Source organism: Streptomyces niveiscabiei, from assembly GCF_001419795.1.
GTDB lineage: Bacteria > Actinomycetota > Actinomycetes > Streptomycetales > Streptomycetaceae > Streptomyces > Streptomyces niveiscabiei.
Genome location: NZ_LIRL01000042.1, coordinates 1 through 17,914 on the forward strand (window position 1 = coordinate 1; position 17,914 = coordinate 17,914).

Below are 17,914 nucleotides of genomic sequence, written 5' to 3' on the forward strand. Positions count from 1 at the left end.
CGTGGCCACCGCCAGCGACACGACCCCCACCCCGGCACAGACCGCCAGATCCCCCACCACGTACCCCCAGTCGGGCCGCTCCGCGAACGTCCGCGCCATCGCCTCCACCCCGTACGTCGACGGCAGCAGATCCCGGGCGAACCGCACCGCGTCCGGCATCCGGTCCGGCGGCAGCACCCCCAGCAGCAGCGCGGCCGACATCCCCAACTGCCCCATCACGGTCGCCAGTTCAGGCCGAGGCGCCAACAAACCCAGCGCCGCCCCCAGCCCGGACAACGCGGCCCCCGCGAGGGGGATCACGGCGAGCAGGATCCACAGATGAGTCAGCGGCAACCCGAAGAGCACGCACCCGAAGACAGCGGTCACCACGGTCCCCGGCACGGTGAACGACGCGTACGCCCCGGCGGCCCCCAGCACGACGGCCGCGGGCGGCACGGGAAGCGTCGCGTAATGGTCGAGCCCTCCGCTGGCCCGCAACTGCCCGAAGTACTGCGCGAGAAGGTTCAACGCGACGAAGGCGACGACGAGCACGGCGGACCCGGCGACGACGGCCTCGGCCTCGCTCCCCCCGTCGACGACCCCGCGCATCATGATGAGGATCCCGACGGACTGGAACGTCGCGACGAAGAGCAGCGGAATCCGCGCCACCCGCGCACGCGAGAGCTGCGCGCGGTACACGGCGGCCAGGGACGGCCACAGCCGGGCACGAGGCCCGAGCTCGGCGGCCTCACGCCTTCCCTGCTCCGCCCCCCGCACACTCCCCGGCAGAACCCCGGCGGGTACGACACTCACGTGGCGCTGCTCCTCTTCTCCAGGACCCCGGCCCCGTCCCGTACGGATCCGGCGCCCGAAAAACTCATCGCGTCACACAGGACGCCAAAAGGGCCCTTCATGCCTTCACCAGCCCCTGCCGGAAATTCCCCCCGAGCGCGAGGTACACGTCCTCAAGACTCGGCGTGGCCAGCGTGAAGTCGTCGAGCGCGGCGAACGCGGCCCCGCCGGTCACGGTCGACACGACGGCCCGGGCCTCCTCCGGCGCGAGCCGCAGCGTCCAGCGCCGCCCCGACTCGATCGCCCGCTCCCGCAGCGCGGCCACCTCGGGGACGTCCAGCGGCGCCTTCTCCCGCCACACGAGATCGACGCGCACCTCCCCGGCGACCTGCTCCTTCAGCCCCGTAGGCGTGTCGCAGGCGATGACGCGCCCCCGGTCGAGGACGGCGACCCGGTCGAGGACGGTCTCCGCCTCGATGACGTTGTGGGTGACGAGCAGCACGGTCGTCCCCCGCTCGGCCCGCCGCCGGTCGACGGCGGACCAGACGGCGCGCCGGGCGACGGGGTCCATGCCGGTGGTGGGTTCGTCGAGGACGAGCAGACGCCGCTCCCCGACGAGCGCGGTGGCGAAGCAGGCGAGCCGCCGCTGCCCCCCGGACAGCTTGCGCAGCGGCCGTCCGGCGAGCGCGGTGAGCCCCAGTTCGTCGAGGACCGCGTCCCGCTCGGCGCGCGCCTCGTGCACGTCGAGCCCGCGCAGCCGCGCGGTGGTCTCGGCGGCGAGGGAGACGGTGAGCTCGTCGAGCGCGGTGGACTCCTGCCCGAGGTACGCGAGGAGCCGCGCGGCCCGTTCGGGGTGGCGCACGATGTCGTGCCCGAGGATCTCGACGCTGCCGGAGTCGGGCCGCATCAGCCCGGTGAGCTGCCGTACGAGGGTGGACTTGCCGGCGCCGTTGGGCCCGAGCAGTCCGAAGATCTCACCGCGGTGGATGTCGAGGCAGACGTCGTCCGTGGCCCGCACCTCGGGCGTGCCGGGCGCGCCGCGTCTGCCGCGCACCGCCCGGTAGGTCTTGGTCAGCCCGCGCACGGCACACACGACGTCCTCCGTGTGCCGGACTGCCGGTGCCGCGCGCGTACTCACAAGGGGAGAGCGTACGGGGTCGGCGGGCCCGGCCCTTGTCCGGGTCGCCGCTCAGTCGGCCGCCGGCGCGTGCTCGACGCCGGTCCTGGCGTCGATCTCACGCCAGAATCCGGCCCGGATCGCGTACCGGTCGTGCTCGTCGATCTGGTCGTCCTTGTGCGCGAGGAGCCCGAAGCGGGCGGCGTAGCGCAGCAGCTCGCCGTCGATGCGGTGGGGTACGCGGGGATACATTCCGGACAGTTTCGGGAGGTGACTCTGGTCGCCGAGACGGGCGATCCAGCGCCGCGCGAACACCTGTCCGACCTCGTACGGGTCGCCGCCGACGGTCGTGATGTCCTCCTCGCGGTCCGCCCAGCGCTGCTCGGCGGTCGTGAGCTGCGCGAGCGTCGGCATGGCGGCGGCCTCGGGGGGCTCGGCGGCGGGCCGGTCGACCCAGCCCTTGTCGGAGGACCAGCGCAGGGTCGCGTTCGGCGCGGGAACCGGCTTCTCGCCGGAGGCGCGCAGGGTCGCGAGGTCCTTCGGCGTGGGGATGCCCTTGGGCGCGGGGACGCGCTCCGAGACGCCGTTGCTGTCGGGCTGCGCGTGCTCGTGCGGCTCGGGGTCGGGGGGACGCGGCGCGTCGGGCAGGGGGGCGGCGAGGATCGCCGCGATCTCCGGGCGCGGTACGGGCTGCGGCGCGCACACCCCGCCGTGCTCCTTCGCGCGGACGGCCTTGGTGATCCACGTCCGGTCGAGGACCCGCCGCTCGTCCGCCTCCGCGACGAGGTCCTCGGACTGGTTGTAGTCCCCGTCGGCGGCCTGGACGGCCCACAGGTGGACGGCGACGCCGTGCTCCTTCGCGGCCATCATCCCCGGCAGCAGATCGCCGTCGCCGGTCACCAGCACGACGTCCGAGCAGGCGCGGTTGCGGGCCAGTTCGGTCAGCTCGGCGTGCATCGCGGCGTCGACGCCCTTCTGCGCCCAGCGTCCGTCGCTGCGGGTCAGCGCGCCGAGCCGGACGGTGACCCGGGGCATCACGCGCAGCCTGCGGTGCTCGGGCTGGGGGACGCGGTCGGGGGCGCCGTCGAACCAGTAGATCCGCAGCAGCGGCCGTTCGGTGTCGGACTCCGCCTGTTCTCGCAGTCCTTGTACGAGTGCACTGTGATCGACGCTGATACGGGAGCGCGAGGGCTCGCCGGCGAGGAGACTGGCGGCGGCCCCGAGCAGATACCCGGCGTCCACCAGGACGATGCAGCGGTCCACGCGACTCACCCTCTTCCCGGGAGTTGTGCTTCGGGCTTCCTTGGAGTCTGCCCGACCTCGCGAGGGTTAACGGCCGGAACTCGATCTTCGGCGTGGCGTTTGGGGACATTGCCCCCTCCGACCCCTTGGTCACACAGGGCAATGATCCGAAATGCGGCTTATCTCTGCCCGTGTGAGTCTGAACCAGGCCCTAGCCCCTAACCATCCTCAGGAGGCAGATCCCCATGGCCAAGCACAAGAAACAGAACCGCGCCCAGGCTTCCCAGGCGGAACGCGGCCAGCAGCAGGCCCAGCAGACCGCGATGGAAGCGGAAGCGAAGCGAGCCACCACGGCGAGCCCGATGGACATGGCCCGCAAACACCGCGAACGCCGCTTCGGCCACAACTGAGGACGGCAAGAGGCAGTAGCGCGAAGAGGGGCGCACCCACAAAGGGATGCGCCCCTCTTCTACGTCATCACCACCTCACCCGGCCAGGCAAGCCGGGCCCAGCAGCACCTTCAAGTCACCGAACAGCGCCGGGTCCGGCTTCACCCGGTGCCGGTCCAGCCGCAGCACCGTCGTCTTCGTGGGCCCCTGCAACCGGATCCGCACCTCGCTGTCCCCCCGATGGTGCGTGAGGATCTCGTTCAGCCGGCTCACCATCGGCGGCGTCACCCGGGTCGCCGGGATCGTGAGGATCACCGGCGCGTTGGTCCCCGCGTTGGAGAGGTCCGGCACGGCCAGCTCCATCGCGACGAGCCGCGGCACGTCCTCCCGCTTGTCGAGCCGCCCCTTGACGAACACGACGGCGTCCTCGACGAGCTGCGTGGAGATCAGCTGGTACGTCGCCGGGAAGAACATGCACTCGATGGACCCGGCGAGGTCCTCGACCGTGGCGATGGCCCAGGCGTTGCCCTGCTTGGTCATCTTGCGCTGGAGCCCGGAGATGATCCCGCCGATGGTCACGACGGCCCCGTCGGCGTGTTCACCCCCCGTGAGCTGCGCGATCCCGGCGTCGGCCTTGTCGGAGAGGACGTGTTCGAGCCCGAACAGGGGGTGGTCGGAGACGTACAGACCGAGCATCTCCCGCTCCTGCGCGAGCAGATACGTCTTCTCCCACTCATCGGTGGTGAACTCGACGTCCAGCCCGAACCCGGGCTCGTTGCTGTCCTCCTCCCCCATCCCCCCGAAGAGGTCGAACTGCCCCTCCGCCTCCTTGCGCTTCACCGCGACCACGTTGTCGATCATCGTGTCGAAGTGCGCGGTGAGCCCCTTGCGCGTGTGCCCGAGGGAGTCGAACGCCCCGGCCTTGATCAGCGACTCGGTGGTCCGCTTGTTGCAGGCGACGGCCTCGACCTTGTCGAGGTAGTCGGGGAAGGAGGCGTACTTCCCCTTGGCCTTGCGGCTGCGGATGATCGACTCGACGACGTTCGTGCCGACGTTGCGGACCGCTTCGAGCCCGAAGAGGATCACGTCGTCACCCTGGGCGGCGAAGTTGTGCACGGACTCGTTGACGTCCGGCGGCAGCACCTTGATGCCCATGCGCCGGCACTCGTTGAGGTAGATCGCGGACTTGTCCTTGTCGTCCTTGACGGACGTCAGGAGCGCGGCCATGTACTCGGCGGGGTAGTTGGCCTTGAGGTAGGCCGTCCAGTAGGAGACGAGCCCGTACGCGGCGGAGTGCGCCTTGTTGAACGCGTACCCGGCGAACGGCACCAGCACGTCCCACAGCGCCTGGATCGCCTCGTCGCTGTAGCCGTTCTTCTGGGCGCCCGCCTGGAAGATCGTGAAGTTCTTGGCGAGTTCCTCGGGCTTCTTCTTGCCCATCACGCGGCGCAGGATGTCGGCCTCGCCGAGCGAGTACCCGGCGATGATCTGCGCGGCCTTCTGCACCTGCTCCTGGTAGACGATCAGGCCGTAGGTGACGGCGAGGACCTCTTCGAGCGGCTCCTCCAGCTCCTTGTGGATCGGGGTGATCTCCTGGAGCTTGTTCTTGCGCAGCGCGTAGTTCGTGTGCGAGTCCATGCCCATCGGGCCGGGACGGTAGAGCGCGGAGACGGCGGAGATGTCTTCGAAGTTGTCGGGCTTCATCAGCCGCAGCAGCGACCGCATGGGCCCGCCGTCGAACTGGAACACGCCGAGCGTGTCGCCGCGCTGGAGGAGTTCGAAGGTCGTCGGGTCGTCGAGCGGCAGCGCCAGCAGGTCGAGTTCGACGCCCTTGTTGGACTTCACCATCTTGACGGCGTCGTCCATGATCGTCAGGTTGCGCAGGCCGAGGAAGTCCATCTTCAGCAGGCCGAGCGACTCGCAGCTCGGGTAGTCCCACTGCGTGATGGTCACGCCGTCGGTGTGCCGCACCCAGACCGGGGCGTGGTCGACGATGGGCTCGCTGGACATGATGACGCCGGCGGCGTGCACGCCCATCTGCCGGACCAGGCCCTCGACGCCCTTGGCGGTGTCGATGACCTTCTTGACGTCCGGCTCGTTCTCGTACATCCCCCGGATCTCGCCCGCCTCGTTGTAGCGCGGGTGGGAGGGGTTGGTGATGCCGTCGAGGTCGATGCCCTTGCCGAGGACGTCGGCGGGCATGGCCTTGGTGAGGCGGTCGCCCATCGCGTACGGGTAGCCCAGCACGCGCGCGGAGTCCTTGATGGCGTTCTTGGCCTTGATCTTGCCGTAGGTGCCGATCATGGCGACCTTGTCGGAGCCGTACTTCTCCGTCACGTACCGGATGACCTCGACGCGCCTGCGCTCGTCGAAGTCGATGTCGACGTCCGGCATGGAGATGCGCTCGGGGTTGAGGAACCGCTCGAAGATCAGGCCGTGCGGGATGGGGTCGAGGTCGGTGATGCCCATGGCGTACGCGACGATCGAGCCGGCCGCCGAGCCTCGGCCGGGGCCGACCGCGATGCCCTGCTTCTTGGCCCACATGATGAAGTCGGCGACGACGAGGAAGTAGCCCGGGAAGCCCATCGAGATGATGGTGTCCATCTCGTACTCGACCTGCTTCATGCGGTCGTCCGGGATGCCGTCCGGGAAGCGGCGGCGCATCCCGGCCATGGTCTCCTCGCGGAACCAGGTGACCTCGGTGTAGCCCTCGGGGATCTCGAACTTCGGCATGAGGTTCTTGGCCTCGAACATGCCGGTGGTGTCGACCATCTCGGCGACCAGGAGGGTGTTGGCGCAGCCCTCCTGCCAGGCGTCCGAGGAGTCGACGGCGTACATCTCGTCCGTGGACTTGAGGTAGTAGCCGGTGCCGTCGAACTTGAAGCGGTCCGGGTCGGAGAGGTTCTTGCCGGTCTGGATGCACAGCAGGGCGTCGTGGGCGGTCGCCTCGTGCGCGTACGTGTAGTGCGAGTCGTTCGTGACCAGGGGCGGGATGCCGAGCTTCTTGCCGATCTCCAGGAGGCCGTCGCGGACCCGGTGCTCGATCTCGATGCCGTGGTCCATCAGTTCCAGGAAGTAGCGGTCCTTGCCGAAGATGTCCTGGTAGTCGGCCGCCGCCTTGAGGGCCTCGTCGTACTGGCCGAGGCGCAGGCGGGTCTGGAGCTCGCCGGAGGGGCAGCCGGTGGAGGCGACGATGCCCTCGGACCACTGGGAGATGGTCTCCTTGTCCATCCGGGGCCACTTCTGGAGCCAGCCCTCCGCGTAGGCGTCGGAGGAGAGGCGGAAGAGGTTGTGCAGGCCCGTCTTGTTCACGGCCCACATCGTTTTGTGCGTGTAACCACCGGAACCGGAGACGTCGTCGCGCTTCTGGTGCGGCTGGCCCCACTGGATCTTGCGCTTGTTGCGCCGGGACTCGGGGGCGACGTACGCCTCGATGCCGATGATCGGCGTGATGCCCGCCTTCTTCGCCGTGTGGAAGAAGTCGTACGCCCCGTGCAGGTTGCCGTGGTCGGACATCGCGATATGGGTCATGCCCATCTCGTTGCACGCGTCGAACATGTCCTTGAGCCGCGCGGCACCGTCCAGCAGGGAGTACTGGGTGTGGACGTGCAGGTGCGTGAACGGCGGCTTCGACACGGCGTGGCCTCCTGGGAGCGGTCTGGGGGTCGGCGTGAAGTCTATGCCTCGGCACTGACACGCACGGGGCTCCCCCGCGTACCTTCACAGGCGGGCACTTCTCGAAGACCCCGCCCGTTGGAGTCGGCAGAAACACTGTCGAACACGTACGCACCAGGAGGCACCCGGCGATGTCGGTCAACCGGCTCAACGACGAGCAGCGCGGCGAGGAGATCCTCGCCGTCTTCGACACCGCGTTCGGCGAGCTCCTGGCCGCCGACCCGGCCGCGTTCCGCGTGAAGTTCCGCAAGATGGCGGCTTCCGCGTTCGCGTTCTACCGGGGGACGGCCGCTCTCTTCTACCACGACCTGACTGTGTCTGATCAGTTTGGGTCGAAGCACGGCGGCCCCTACCTGGACGACCGCACCGCGCGCGTGTGGATCCACGGCGACCTGCACGCGGAGAACTTCGGCACGTACATGGACGCGACGGGCCGCCTGATCTTCAACGTCAACGACTTCGACGAGGCGTACGTCGGCCCCTTCACCTGGGACCTCAAGCGCTTCGCCGCCTCCATCGCCCTCATCGGGTACGCGAAGGCGCTGAGCGACGAGCAGATCGGCGAGCTGGTCGGCGTCTACGCGGGCGCGTACCGGGAGCGCGTCCACGCGCTGGCGACGGGCGCGAAGCGCGACGAGGTCCCGCCCTTCACGCTGGACACGGCCGAGGGCCCGCTCCTGGACGCGCTCAGGGACGCCCGCTCGCTGACCCGCTTCGGCCTCCTGGAGTCGATGACGGAGATCCGCGACTTCGAGCGCCGCTTCGCGCCGGGCGGCGGCTCCATCGAGCTGGACGCGGCGACGCGCTACAAGGTGCTGGCCGCGTTCGACGGCTACCTGGAGACCCTCCCGGACTCCTCGCTGGCCCGCCCCGACTCGTACCGCGTGAAGGACGTCGTCGGCCGCCGGGGCATCGGCATCGGGTCGGCCGGGCTGCCGTCGTACAACATCCTGCTGGAGGGGCACAGCGACGCCCTGGAGAACGACGTCGTGATCTACATCAAGCAGGCCCAGACCCCGGCCGTGTCCCGGCACGTCACGGACCGCGCGATCCGGGACTACTTCCAGCACGAGGGCCACCGCACGGTCATCTCCCAGCGCGCTCTCCAGGCGCACGCGGACCCGTGGCTGGGCTGGACCGAGCTGGACGGCGCGGGCCAGCTGGTCGCCGAGGTGTCGCCGTACGCGGTGGACCTGGACTGGGGCGACATCGACGACCCGGAGGAGATCGCGGCGGTCGTCGCGGACCTCGGCCGGGCCACGGCGACGATGCACGCGGCGGCGGACGACACCTCGGGCGAGTCGCTGGTGCCGTTCTCCACGGAGCGCGCCATCGACGCGGCGCTCGCGGCCGACGAGGAGGGCTTCGCGCCGCTCCTGGTGGACTTCGCGCACGCGTACGGCGCCCGCGCGCGCCAGGACCACCAGATCTTCGTCGACCTGTTCCGCAACGGCCGGATACCGGGTCTGTGACGCGCAGGTCGCGCAGAGGTCACGCATAGCGGCCCCGGGGCCTCTCACAGGCAGCTTTTAGGGGTCTCTTACGGCGGACCATGTAACACTGCCGGTGTTATGAACATATCCGGGACCCGACTCAGAGCCGTTCGCGCGGCGCTGTTCACGGCACTCGTCGTGACGCTCAGCACCGCGTCGCACGTCCTGCTGTCCCGGGCCCCCCTGCCGTTGAACACGGTCGCGCTCATCGCCGTGGCCGTGTTCGCGCTCGCCTACCTCCTCGCGGGCCGCGAACGCGGCTACGCCCGGATCGCCGCGCTGCTGGTCCCGCTGGAGCTGGCGGCCGACACGGTCTTCACGACCGGCCAGACCGTCTGCTACGGCCCGGCCGGCGGCCCGGTCACCGGCCCGCTGCGCTCGGTCGGCTGGAACGTCCTGTGCGGCGACGGCACCGCGCTCGGCACCCCCCTCGCCCGCGTCACCCACTCCGGCCAGGTCCCGGCGCTCCTCGCGCACGCCGACCCGGCGACCGCGTGGGGGCTGCTCGCGGCGCACGTCAGCGTCGGCCTGGTCGCCGCCGCCTGGCTGCGCCGGGGCGAGCGGGCCCTCGCCCAACTGCTGCGGGCCGCCGCCGTGACGACGTTCCGGCCGCTGCTGCTCGCGGTGGCCGCCGTCACCCACCGGCCGCGCCCCGAGACCGGCGCCCGTGGCCGCCTGCCGCGCGCGACGCGCCGTACGGCCGCCGTCCGCGACCTGCTCCTCGTCCACTCCCTGGGCCGCAGGGGCCCGCCGCTCGCCGCCTGAGCCCGAGCTTGACCAGGCACGCGACGCGACACCCCCGTACCCAGCATCTTTCCCAGGGAGAACACCGACATGAGCAAGCGCAACAGCCAGGCGGCGAAGACGGCGGCCCGTGAGCGGCTGCGCCAGGAGCGCGAGCGGCAGGCGAAGAAGGACAAGGTCAAGCGGCAGGTCATCGTCGGCGCCTCGGCGCTGGCGGTGCTGGCGGCGGCCGGCGGGATCAGCTACGCGGTGATCCAGGCCAACAAGCCGGACCACTGGGAGGCCGTGAAGAGCGACACAGTCGTCGCCCCGGCCAACACCACCGGCGACAAGGGCACGACCGTCGTCATCGGCAAGGACACCGCGAAGAAGACCCTCACGATCTTCGAGGACCCGCGCTGCCCGATCTGCGCCCAGTTCGAGCAGACGGTCGGGACGACCGTGAAGAAGGACATCGACTCCGGCAAGTACAAGTTCCAGTACGTCGGCGCGACCTTCATCGACAACAAGGACAACGGCGAGGGCTCCAAGAACGCCCTCAGCGCGCTGGGCGCGGCCCTGAACGTCAGCCCGGAGGCGTTCCTCGAGTACAAGGCAGCGATGTACTCGACGAAGTGGCACCCGGAGGAGACGAACGACAAGTTCAAGAACGACAGCTACCTCATCGAGATAGCCGACACGGTCCCCGCGCTCAAGGGCAACGCGAAGTTCCAGGACGCCGTGAAGAAGGGCACCTACGACGCCTGGGCGATGGCCATGTCCAAGACGTTCGACGACAACAAGGAAGGCGTCCAGGGCACGCCCGGCTTCGTCATGGACGGCAAGCAGCTCAACGACGGGAAGCCGATGATGACGGTGGACCAGTTCAACCAGGTGGTCGACGCCGCGCTCAAGGGCTGAACCCCTCTTCGGTGAACAACCGGTGGGCGGACTTCACGAGTTCGCCCACCGACGTTCATACCGATCAGTAACCTGAGGGCTCGTGACCACACCGCAGAGACCCACACCGCAGCAACCCACACCGCAAAGACGCACTCACGAGTCCCTCACCCCTCGCCGCCGCACGGTCGTCAAGGCCGCGGCGGCGACCGCCGTCCTGGCGGGTCCGCTGGCCGCCGCCCTCCCCGCGCGCGCCGCCTCCGAGACCGCCCCGGCCTTCCTGCACGGCCTCGCCTCCGGCGACCCCCTCGCCGACGGCCTCCTGCTGTGGACCCGGGTGACGCCGGTGCCCGAGGCGCTCCCCGGCTCGGGGCTCGGCCCGGACACCGAGGTCGAGTGGGTGATCGCCCGCGACAAGGCCCTCACGGACATCGCCGCGCGCGGCACGGTCACCGCGAGCGCCGCCTCCGACCACACCGTCAAGGCGGACGTCCGCGGCCTCGCCCCGGCGACCGACTACTGGTTCCGCTTCTCGGCGGGCGGCACCCTCTCCCCCGTGGCCCGCACCCGTACGGCCCCGGCGCCCGACGCGTCCGTCGCGGGCCTGCGCTTCGGCGTGGTCTCCTGCGCGAACTGGGAGGCGGGCTACTTCGCGTCCTACCGCCACCTCGCGGCGCGCAACGACCTCGACGCCTGGCTGCACCTCGGCGACTACATCTACGAGTACGGCACCGGCCAGTACGGCACCCGCGGCAAGGTGATCCGCCCGCACGTCCCCGCCCACGAGATCACCACCCTCGCCGACTACCGCGCCCGGCACGGCACCTACAAGACGGACACCGACCTCCAGGCCCTGCACGCCAAGGCGCCGGTCGTCGCGATCTGGGACGACCACGAGTTCGCCAACGACGCCTGGTCCGGCGGCGCCGAGAACCACACCGAGGGCGCCGAGGGCACCTGGAGCGCGCGTCAGGCGGCGGCCAAGCAGGCGTACTTCGAGTGGATGCCGGTGCGCCCCGCCCTCGCCGGGACGACCTACCGGCGGCTGCGGTTCGGGAAGCTCGCCGACCTCTCCCTGCTCGACCTGCGGTCCTTCCGCTCACAGCAGGTGAAGACCGGCGACGGCTCGGTGGACGACCCCGGGCGCACGATCACCGGGCGCGCCCAGCTGGACTGGCTGAAGGCCGGGCTGAAGTCCTCCGACACGACCTGGAAGCTCGTCGGGAACTCGGTGATGATCTCGCCGTTCGCGATCGGCTCCCTGGCCGCCGACCTCTTCAAGCCGCTGGCCAAGCTGCTCGGCCTGCCCGAGGAGGGCCTCGCCCTCAACACCGACCAGTGGGACGGCTACACGGACGACCGGCGCGAACTGCTGGCCCACCTGCGGTCGAACGCGATCTCCAACACGGTCTTCCTCACCGGCGACATCCACATGGCGTGGGCGAACGACGTCCCCGTGGACGCCGGCACCTACCCGCTCTCCCCGTCGGCGGCCACCGAGTTCGTCGTCACGTCGGTCACCTCCGACAACCTCGACGACCTCACGAACGCCCCCGAGGGCGTCATCTCCGCCCTGGCCTCGCCGGTGATCCGCGCCGCCAACCGCCACGTCCAGTGGGTCGACACCGACCGCCACGGCTACGGCGTCCTCGACATCACGCCGGCCCGCGCGCAGATGGACTACTACACGCTCTCCGACAAGACGCGGCAGAACGCGACGTCGTCGTGGTCCCGGTCCTACCGCACGCTCGCCGGGACGCAGAAGGTCGAGCGGACCTACGACCCGGTGTAGCTAGAGCGTGTCGAGGAAGCCGAGCGCCACCCGCCAGGTGGTCTCGGCGGCCTCCTCGTCGTAGTCGGGCAGCCCGGGGTCGGTGTAGAGGTGGCCGGCCCCGGCGTACCGGTGGACCTCGACGTCGGCGCCGGTCCGCCGCATCTGGAGGTACCAGGAGTTCAGCCAGTCGTCCGTCTCGAACTGGTCCGGCGAGGCGACGTGGAGCTGTACGGGGAGGTCGTCCACGGAGGCGTTGGGCGCGATGTCCGACGTACCGTGCAGGAGGAGCAGGCCGCGCGCCTTCTCGTCGCCCAGCGCGAGGGTCTGCGCGACGGAGGCGCCCAGGGAGAAGCCGGCGTAGACCAGTCCGCGTTCGGAGTAGGGGGCGGCGGCGAGGACGGCGCGCTTGAGGAGCTCCTCCTTGCCGACGGTCTCCTTGAACTCCATCCCCGCCTCGACCTCGTCGAACGTCCGCCCCTCGAAGAGATCGGGCGTCCAGACCACGTGCCCGGCCTCGCGCAGCCGCCGCGCGGCGTCCTGTACGGCGGGCCTGAGACCGTAGGTCGAGTGGAAAAGCATGATGTTCATGCCCACATGGTGCCAGCCGCGCCCTTCACACGAGCCTCACGGCCCCCATGTTCACGACCGCCCCTGAGCGGTTACGTTCGACGGTATGGAGAACCTGCTCCGACCCGTGATCGTCGTGGGCGGCTCGCTCGCCCTGACCCTGCTCATCGGCTGGGCCACCGACCACCTCCTGCGCAAGGCCGACGCCCGCCACTCGGAGACCCCCCTGTGGGGCCTGCTGCGCCGGGGCCGCGTCCCCTACCAGCTCCTGCTGTGCGCCGCCCTGCTCAGAGGCTCCTACGACAGGGCCGAGCTGCTCCAGGACCACCGCGTCGCCATCGGCCGCACCCTCACGCTCGTCCTCATCGGCTCGGCGGCCTGGCTCGTCGTCCGCATCGCCGGCGCGATCGTCGAGACCACGTTCACCCGGTACGCCAGCTCCCGCGCCCACCGCGACCCCGCGCGCGTACGCCGGGTACGCACCCAGGTCTCCCTGATCATGCGGGTCGTCGCGGCGGTCGTCGGGGTCGTCGCGATCGCCGCGATGCTGCTCACGTTCCCCGCGATGCGCGCCGCCGGCGCCTCCCTCCTCGCCTCCGCCGGCATCATCGGCATCGTCGCCGGTGTCGCCGCCCAGTCGACCCTCAGCAACATGTTCGCCGGGTTCCAGATCGCCTTCGGGGACATGGTCCGGCTCGGCGACACGGTCGTCGTCGACGGGGAGTGGGGCACGGTCGAGGACATCACCCTCACGTACCTGACCGTCCGCACCTGGGACGAACGCCGGATCACCATGCCGGTGTCGTACTTCACGTCCAAGCCGTTCGAGAACTGGTCGCGGGGTGGCGCCCAGCTGACCGGCACGGTCTTCTGGCAGCTGGACCACTCGGCCCCGCTGGACGCGATGCGGGTCCACCTGCGCGACATCCTGCGGGCGTGCGAGCACTGGGACGGGCGCGCCTACGACCTCGCGGTGACCGACACCACGCCGAACACGATCGAGGTCCGCGCCCTCCTGACGGCGAAGGACGCGGACGACATCTGGAAGGTGCGGGTGACCGTCCGCGAACAGATGATCCGCTGGCTGTGCGACCACCACCCGTACGCCCTCCCCCGGGTCAACACGGCGGACGCCCAGCTCCCTTCGGCAACGCCCCGCCCGGACGGGGCGTCGCCGCGCCGGGCGTACGAGCCGCCGCACGGGGCGCGGGGGTAGCGGGCGTACGGCTGAGGCGCGGTGTCACCGCAGGCTGCGTACGTCCAGCTGCCGCAGGACCCGGTCCACGATCTCCGGGTCCGCCCCGCTCTCGCTGCGCGCGGCCAGCACCTCGTGCCGGGCGGCGCTCATCATCTCGCCCTGGATGCGCCGGACCCGCTTCAGCCGGCGCACCCGCTGCTCGTGCCCCTCGCGCCGCTCGTCCTCGGCGATGTGCGGGGAGATCCGCACCCCGATCTCGAACGCCCGCCGCAGCAACTGCTCGGAGACCTCCTCGGGCAGCTCCTCCACCTCCTCGATCTCGCGCAGCCTGCGCTTGGCGGCCTTGGCGGCCCGGACCGCCAACTCCCGCTCGTACTCCTTCTCCCGCTCGGTGTCGGCCCGCACCCCGAGCCGCCGCACGAGGAACGGAAGGGTCAGCCCCTGGAGCACGAGGGTCGTCATGATGACCCCGAAGGCGATGAACACGATCTCGTCGCGGGCGGGGAACGCGGACCCGTCGTCGATGTGCAGCGGAATGGCGAGCGCGAGGGCCACGGAGGCGACCCCCCGCATCCCGGACCACCACATGACGACGGTCTCCCGCCAGCTCATGGGGATCTCCTCGTCGACATCCCGCCGGGCGTGCAGCTTCCGGGCCAGCCACCCCGCCGGAAGCAGCCACAGAAGCCGTACGAGGATGACGACCCCGGCGACGACGGCGGCCCACCCGAGCATCTCCCCCCACCGCCCGGAAGCGGTGCGCAGGGCGTTGTGCAGTTCGAGCCCGATCAGCCCGAAGGCCACACCGGTGACCAGCGTGTCGACGATGTCCCAGAACGCGTGCCCGGCGAGCCGGTTGACGACGTCGTCGGGGTCGGCGGCGTACTCCGCGAGGAACAGCGCGCAGGTGAGCACGGCCAGCACCCCGGACCCGTGCAGCTCCTCGGCCAGCACGTAGGCGGCGAACGGCACGAGCAGCGTCAGACTGATCTGGAGGGTCGCGTCCCCCAGCAGGTCGAGGAGCTTGTTGGCCCCCCACCCGAGCGCGACGCCCACGACGACGGCGACGACGGCGGACAGCACGAACTGGAGAACCGCCTCGCCGGCGTGGAACTCCCCGCTGACGACGGCCGCGATGGCGACGTGGTACAGCACGATCGCGGTGACGTCGTTGAACAGCCCCTCCCCCTCCAGGATGGAGACGAGCCGCCGGGGCAGCCCGAGCTGCCCGGCGACAGCGGTGGCGGCGACGGGGTCGGGCGGCGCCACGAGCGCCCCGAGGGCGACAGCGGCGGCGACGGACAGCCCGGGCACGATCGAATGCGCGACGGCGGCGACGGAGAACGTCGTCACGAAGACGAGCGCGACGGCGAGCAGGAAGATGGGCCGCCGGTTGGCGGCGAACTGCCGCCAGGAGGTCCGCCGTACGGCCGCGTACAGCAGGGGCGGCAGCAGCACGGGCAGGATCAGCCCGGGCGGGATGTCGACGTTGGGCACGAAGTCCGCGACGGCGAGCAGAATCCCGAGCAGCGTCATCAGCACCGGGGACGGCAACCCGAACCGGTCCCCCACGGGCACGCTGATCACGGCTCCGAGCAGCAGGACGAACAAGAGGGCCAGTTGGTCCACGGCGAGGGCTCCGGCGTTCTCTCGACTCAACCGATCAAGAACAAGCCTCGCACGACCGGCTCAGCCGTACGTCTCCTCCCGGACCAGGTCCAGCGCGAGCTGGAGGTCCGCGGGATAGTCGCTGGAGAACTCGACCCACTCCCCGTCCCCGGGGTGCTCGAAGCCGAGGCGGACCGCGTGCAGCCACTGCCGGGTCAGGCGCAGCCGCTTGGAGAGGGTGGGGTCGGCGCCGTACGTGAGGTCGCCGACGCAGGGGTGCCGGTGCGCGGACATGTGCACGCGGATCTGGTGGGTGCGGCCGGTCTCCAGCTTGATGTCGAGCAGGGAGGCCGAACGGAACGCCTCGATGAGGTCGTAGTGGGTGACGGACGCCTTGCCGTCGGCGGTGACGGCCCACTTGTAGTCGTGCTGCGGGTGACGTCCGATGGGCGCGTCGATGGTGCCGCTGGTCGGGTCGGGGTGGCCCTGGACGAGGGTGTGGTAGCGCTTGTCGACGACGCGTTCCTTGAACTGCCGCTTCAGCGAGGTGTACGCCCGCTCCGACTTGGCGACGACCATGAGGCCGGACGTCCCGACGTCGAGCCGGTGCACGATGCCCTGGCGCTCGGCGGCGCCGGACGTGGAGATGCGGTAACCGGCGGCGGCGAGCCCGCCGATGACGGTGGTGCCGGTCCAGCCCGGTGAGGGGTGCGCGGCGACGCCGACCGGCTTCACGATGACGACGACGTCATCGTCGTCGTACACGATCTCCATGCCCTCGACGGGCTCGGCGACGATCTGTACGGGGGCGGGGGCCTGCGGCATCTCGACCTCCAGCCAGGCGCCGCCGTGCACGCGCTCCGACTTGCCGACCACCGAGCCGTCCACCGAGACCTTCCCCGCCGCGGCCAGCTCGGCGGCCTTCGTGCGGGAGAAGCCGAACATGCGGGAGATGGCGGCGTCGACGCGCTCGCCCTCCAGGCCGTCGGGCACGGGCAGGGTACGGATCTCGGGAATCGTGCTCACCCGTCGAGTATGTCAGTCCTTGTGGACGGTCCCGTCCGGGTCGAGCCCCTTGAAGGACAGGAGGACGATCAGAATGCCCCCGCAGACGATCGCGGAGTCGGCGAGATTGAACACGGCGAAGTGCTTCGGGGCGATGAAGTCGACGACGGCACCCTCGAACACCCCGGGCGCCCGGAAGATCCGGTCGGTGAGGTTCCCGAGCGCACCCCCGAGCAGCAGCCCCAGCGCGATGGCCCACGGCAGGCTGTACAGCTTCCGGGCCAGTCGCACGATCACGACGATCACGGTGGCGGCGATCACCGTGAAGATCACGGTGAACGCTTCCCCGAAACTGAACGCGGCCCCGGAGTTGCGGATCGCGTCCAGCTTGAGCCAGTCCCCGATCAGCTCGACAGGAGCGTGGTGCTCCAGCTTGGCCACCACAATGATCTTGCTGACGAGATCAAGCGCATAAGCGACAGCGGCCACCGCGAACAACACGAGAACCCGCCGCTTCCCCCGAGGCGAATCCCCCTCGGGGACCTCCGACGTATCGATGACGCGCTCCACCTCTGCCACGTAAGTCCCTCACGTAGGTACCAGTGAGGACGAGAGTACGACACGCTGGAAAGGACAGGCGCGCAGCGCCGTCTTTCCAGGGGCGCGGGGAACTGCGCGACAAGCCACGACGAAGCCGCACCCGGCAACGAACCCCCGCCGCCCCCTTCAGTAGCGCCGTTCCTGCTTCTGCTTGCACTCCACGCACAACGTCGCCCGAGGAAACGCCTGCATCCGGGCCTTCCCGATCGCCTCCCCGCAGCTCTCGCACAGCCCGTACGTCCCCGCGTCGAGCCGCTCCAGCGCACGCTCGCTCTGCTCCAGCATCTCCCGCGCGTTCGCGGTGAGCGCCATCTCGTGCTCGCGCGTGATGTTCTTCGTGCCGGTGTCGGCCTGGTCGTCACCGGCCCCGTCCCCGGAGTCCCGCATGAGCCCCACCAGCGCGTTCTCGGACGCGTCGATCTCCCCCCGCAGCCGCAGCACCTCGGACAACAGCTCCGCCCGCGCCTCCGCCACCTCCGCCGGAGTCCATGGCTCCTCCCCCTTCCGTACAGCCAGCACAGCCGTACCCGCACTCTTCTTGTTCTTCGCCACCATGGCCGCGGCCCCTTCACATACCGTGATCTTGCACGCGAATCGTGCTGGGACGATAAATCGACTTCACCCGGTCGGCAACAGGTCGAACCACCCGTCGCGCACCCCGGGAATTCCGTTCGGCCGCCCCGCCCGGAGCCCCGTACACTGAGCGGAGCGAGAAAGCGTGGATGGGGACGAGTAGCGGCGTACGCGGCCGAGAGCGACCCGGGGACGGTGGGAGCCCGGGGGCGAGCGCGTCGTGAAGATCACCCCGGAGCCGCCGGAAGAAAGCCGCCAGGCGAGTAGACCCGGTTTCGC

At 70.3% G+C, this 17,914-nt stretch carries 15 protein-coding genes; 6 read left to right on the forward strand and 9 right to left on the reverse strand.

Annotation, left to right across the window (positions count from 1 at the left end):
* The 3 genes from AOK24_RS02755 to AOK24_RS02765 form a co-directional block, all read right to left on the reverse strand.
* On the reverse strand, positions 1–792 hold a 792-nt coding region (locus AOK24_RS02755), incomplete at its 3' end, for an ABC transporter permease (RefSeq protein ID WP_055718438.1).
* A gap of 97 nt (positions 793–889) precedes the next feature.
* Positions 890–1,864 (reverse strand): ABC transporter ATP-binding protein, encoded by a 975-nt coding sequence (locus AOK24_RS02760; protein ID WP_055718439.1) that lies wholly within the window; start codon positions 1,862–1,864, stop codon positions 890–892.
* A gap of 96 nt (positions 1,865–1,960) precedes the next feature.
* Positions 1,961–3,151 carry an NYN domain-containing protein gene (locus tag AOK24_RS02765; protein ID WP_055718440.1) on the reverse strand — a complete coding sequence of 397 codons (1,191 nt, stop codon included), beginning with the start codon at positions 3,149–3,151 and terminating at the stop codon, positions 1,961–1,963.
* A gap of 224 nt (positions 3,152–3,375) precedes the next feature.
* On the opposite strand from AOK24_RS02765, the gene AOK24_RS49115 reads away from it, so the two are divergent.
* Positions 3,376–3,540, forward strand: coding sequence for a hypothetical protein (locus AOK24_RS49115; RefSeq protein WP_165854583.1), 165 nt, complete (start codon positions 3,376–3,378; stop codon positions 3,538–3,540).
* Between the two features lie 75 nt (positions 3,541–3,615).
* On the opposite strand, the gene dnaE is transcribed toward AOK24_RS49115, so the two are convergent.
* Entirely contained in the window at positions 3,616–7,155 is a 3,540-nt protein-coding gene (gene dnaE / locus AOK24_RS02770; protein WP_055718441.1) for a DNA polymerase III subunit alpha, read from the reverse strand.
* Between the two features lie 170 nt (positions 7,156–7,325).
* Between dnaE and AOK24_RS02775 the strand changes: the two genes are divergently transcribed.
* The 4 genes from AOK24_RS02775 to AOK24_RS02790 all read left to right on the forward strand — a co-directional run bounded on the left by AOK24_RS02775 (position 7,326) and on the right by AOK24_RS02790 (position 12,102).
* The gene (locus AOK24_RS02775; protein WP_055718442.1) at positions 7,326–8,666 is read left to right on the forward strand and encodes a DUF2252 domain-containing protein; all 1,341 of its coding nucleotides are present in this window, start codon (positions 7,326–7,328) and stop codon (positions 8,664–8,666) included.
* Positions 8,667–8,765: 99 nt separating this feature from the next.
* Positions 8,766–9,452, forward strand: coding sequence for a hypothetical protein (locus AOK24_RS02780; RefSeq protein WP_055718443.1), 687 nt, complete (start codon positions 8,766–8,768; stop codon positions 9,450–9,452).
* 69 nt (positions 9,453–9,521) lie between these two features.
* Positions 9,522–10,331, forward strand: a complete 810-nt coding sequence (locus tag AOK24_RS02785) for a thioredoxin domain-containing protein (protein WP_055718444.1) — start codon at positions 9,522–9,524, stop codon at positions 10,329–10,331.
* 196 nt (positions 10,332–10,527) lie between these two features.
* Positions 10,528–12,102, forward strand: coding sequence for an alkaline phosphatase D family protein (locus tag AOK24_RS02790; RefSeq protein WP_240553618.1), 1,575 nt, complete (start codon positions 10,528–10,530; stop codon positions 12,100–12,102).
* On the opposite strand, the gene AOK24_RS02795 is transcribed toward AOK24_RS02790, so the two are convergent.
* Positions 12,103–12,672, reverse strand: a complete 570-nt coding sequence (locus AOK24_RS02795) for a dienelactone hydrolase family protein (protein WP_055718446.1) — start codon at positions 12,670–12,672, stop codon at positions 12,103–12,105.
* Positions 12,673–12,757: 85 nt separating this feature from the next.
* Here AOK24_RS02795 and AOK24_RS02800 point away from each other — a divergent pair, with 85 nt between their 5' ends.
* Positions 12,758–13,867 carry a mechanosensitive ion channel family protein gene (locus tag AOK24_RS02800; RefSeq protein WP_055718447.1) on the forward strand — a complete coding sequence of 370 codons (1,110 nt, stop codon included), beginning with the start codon at positions 12,758–12,760 and terminating at the stop codon, positions 13,865–13,867.
* Positions 13,868–13,891: 24 nt separating this feature from the next.
* Here the strand turns inward: AOK24_RS02800 and AOK24_RS02805 are convergent, their stop codons facing one another.
* From AOK24_RS02805 to AOK24_RS02820, 4 genes are all read right to left on the reverse strand, one after another.
* The gene (locus AOK24_RS02805) at positions 13,892–15,478 is read right to left on the reverse strand and encodes a Na+/H+ antiporter (protein ID WP_055718448.1); all 1,587 of its coding nucleotides are present in this window, start codon (positions 15,476–15,478) and stop codon (positions 13,892–13,894) included.
* 60 nt (positions 15,479–15,538) lie between these two features.
* The gene (locus tag AOK24_RS02810; RefSeq protein WP_055718449.1) at positions 15,539–16,483 is read right to left on the reverse strand and encodes an RluA family pseudouridine synthase; all 945 of its coding nucleotides are present in this window, start codon (positions 16,481–16,483) and stop codon (positions 15,539–15,541) included.
* Between the two features lie 12 nt (positions 16,484–16,495).
* Complete coding sequence (gene lspA / locus AOK24_RS02815; protein WP_079056648.1) at positions 16,496–17,041, reverse strand: signal peptidase II; 546 nt, start codon at positions 17,039–17,041, stop codon at positions 16,496–16,498.
* 147 nt (positions 17,042–17,188) lie between these two features.
* Positions 17,189–17,617, reverse strand: a complete 429-nt coding sequence (locus AOK24_RS02820; protein WP_055718451.1) for a TraR/DksA family transcriptional regulator — start codon at positions 17,615–17,617, stop codon at positions 17,189–17,191.
* Positions 17,618–17,914 lie beyond the last annotated feature (297 nt).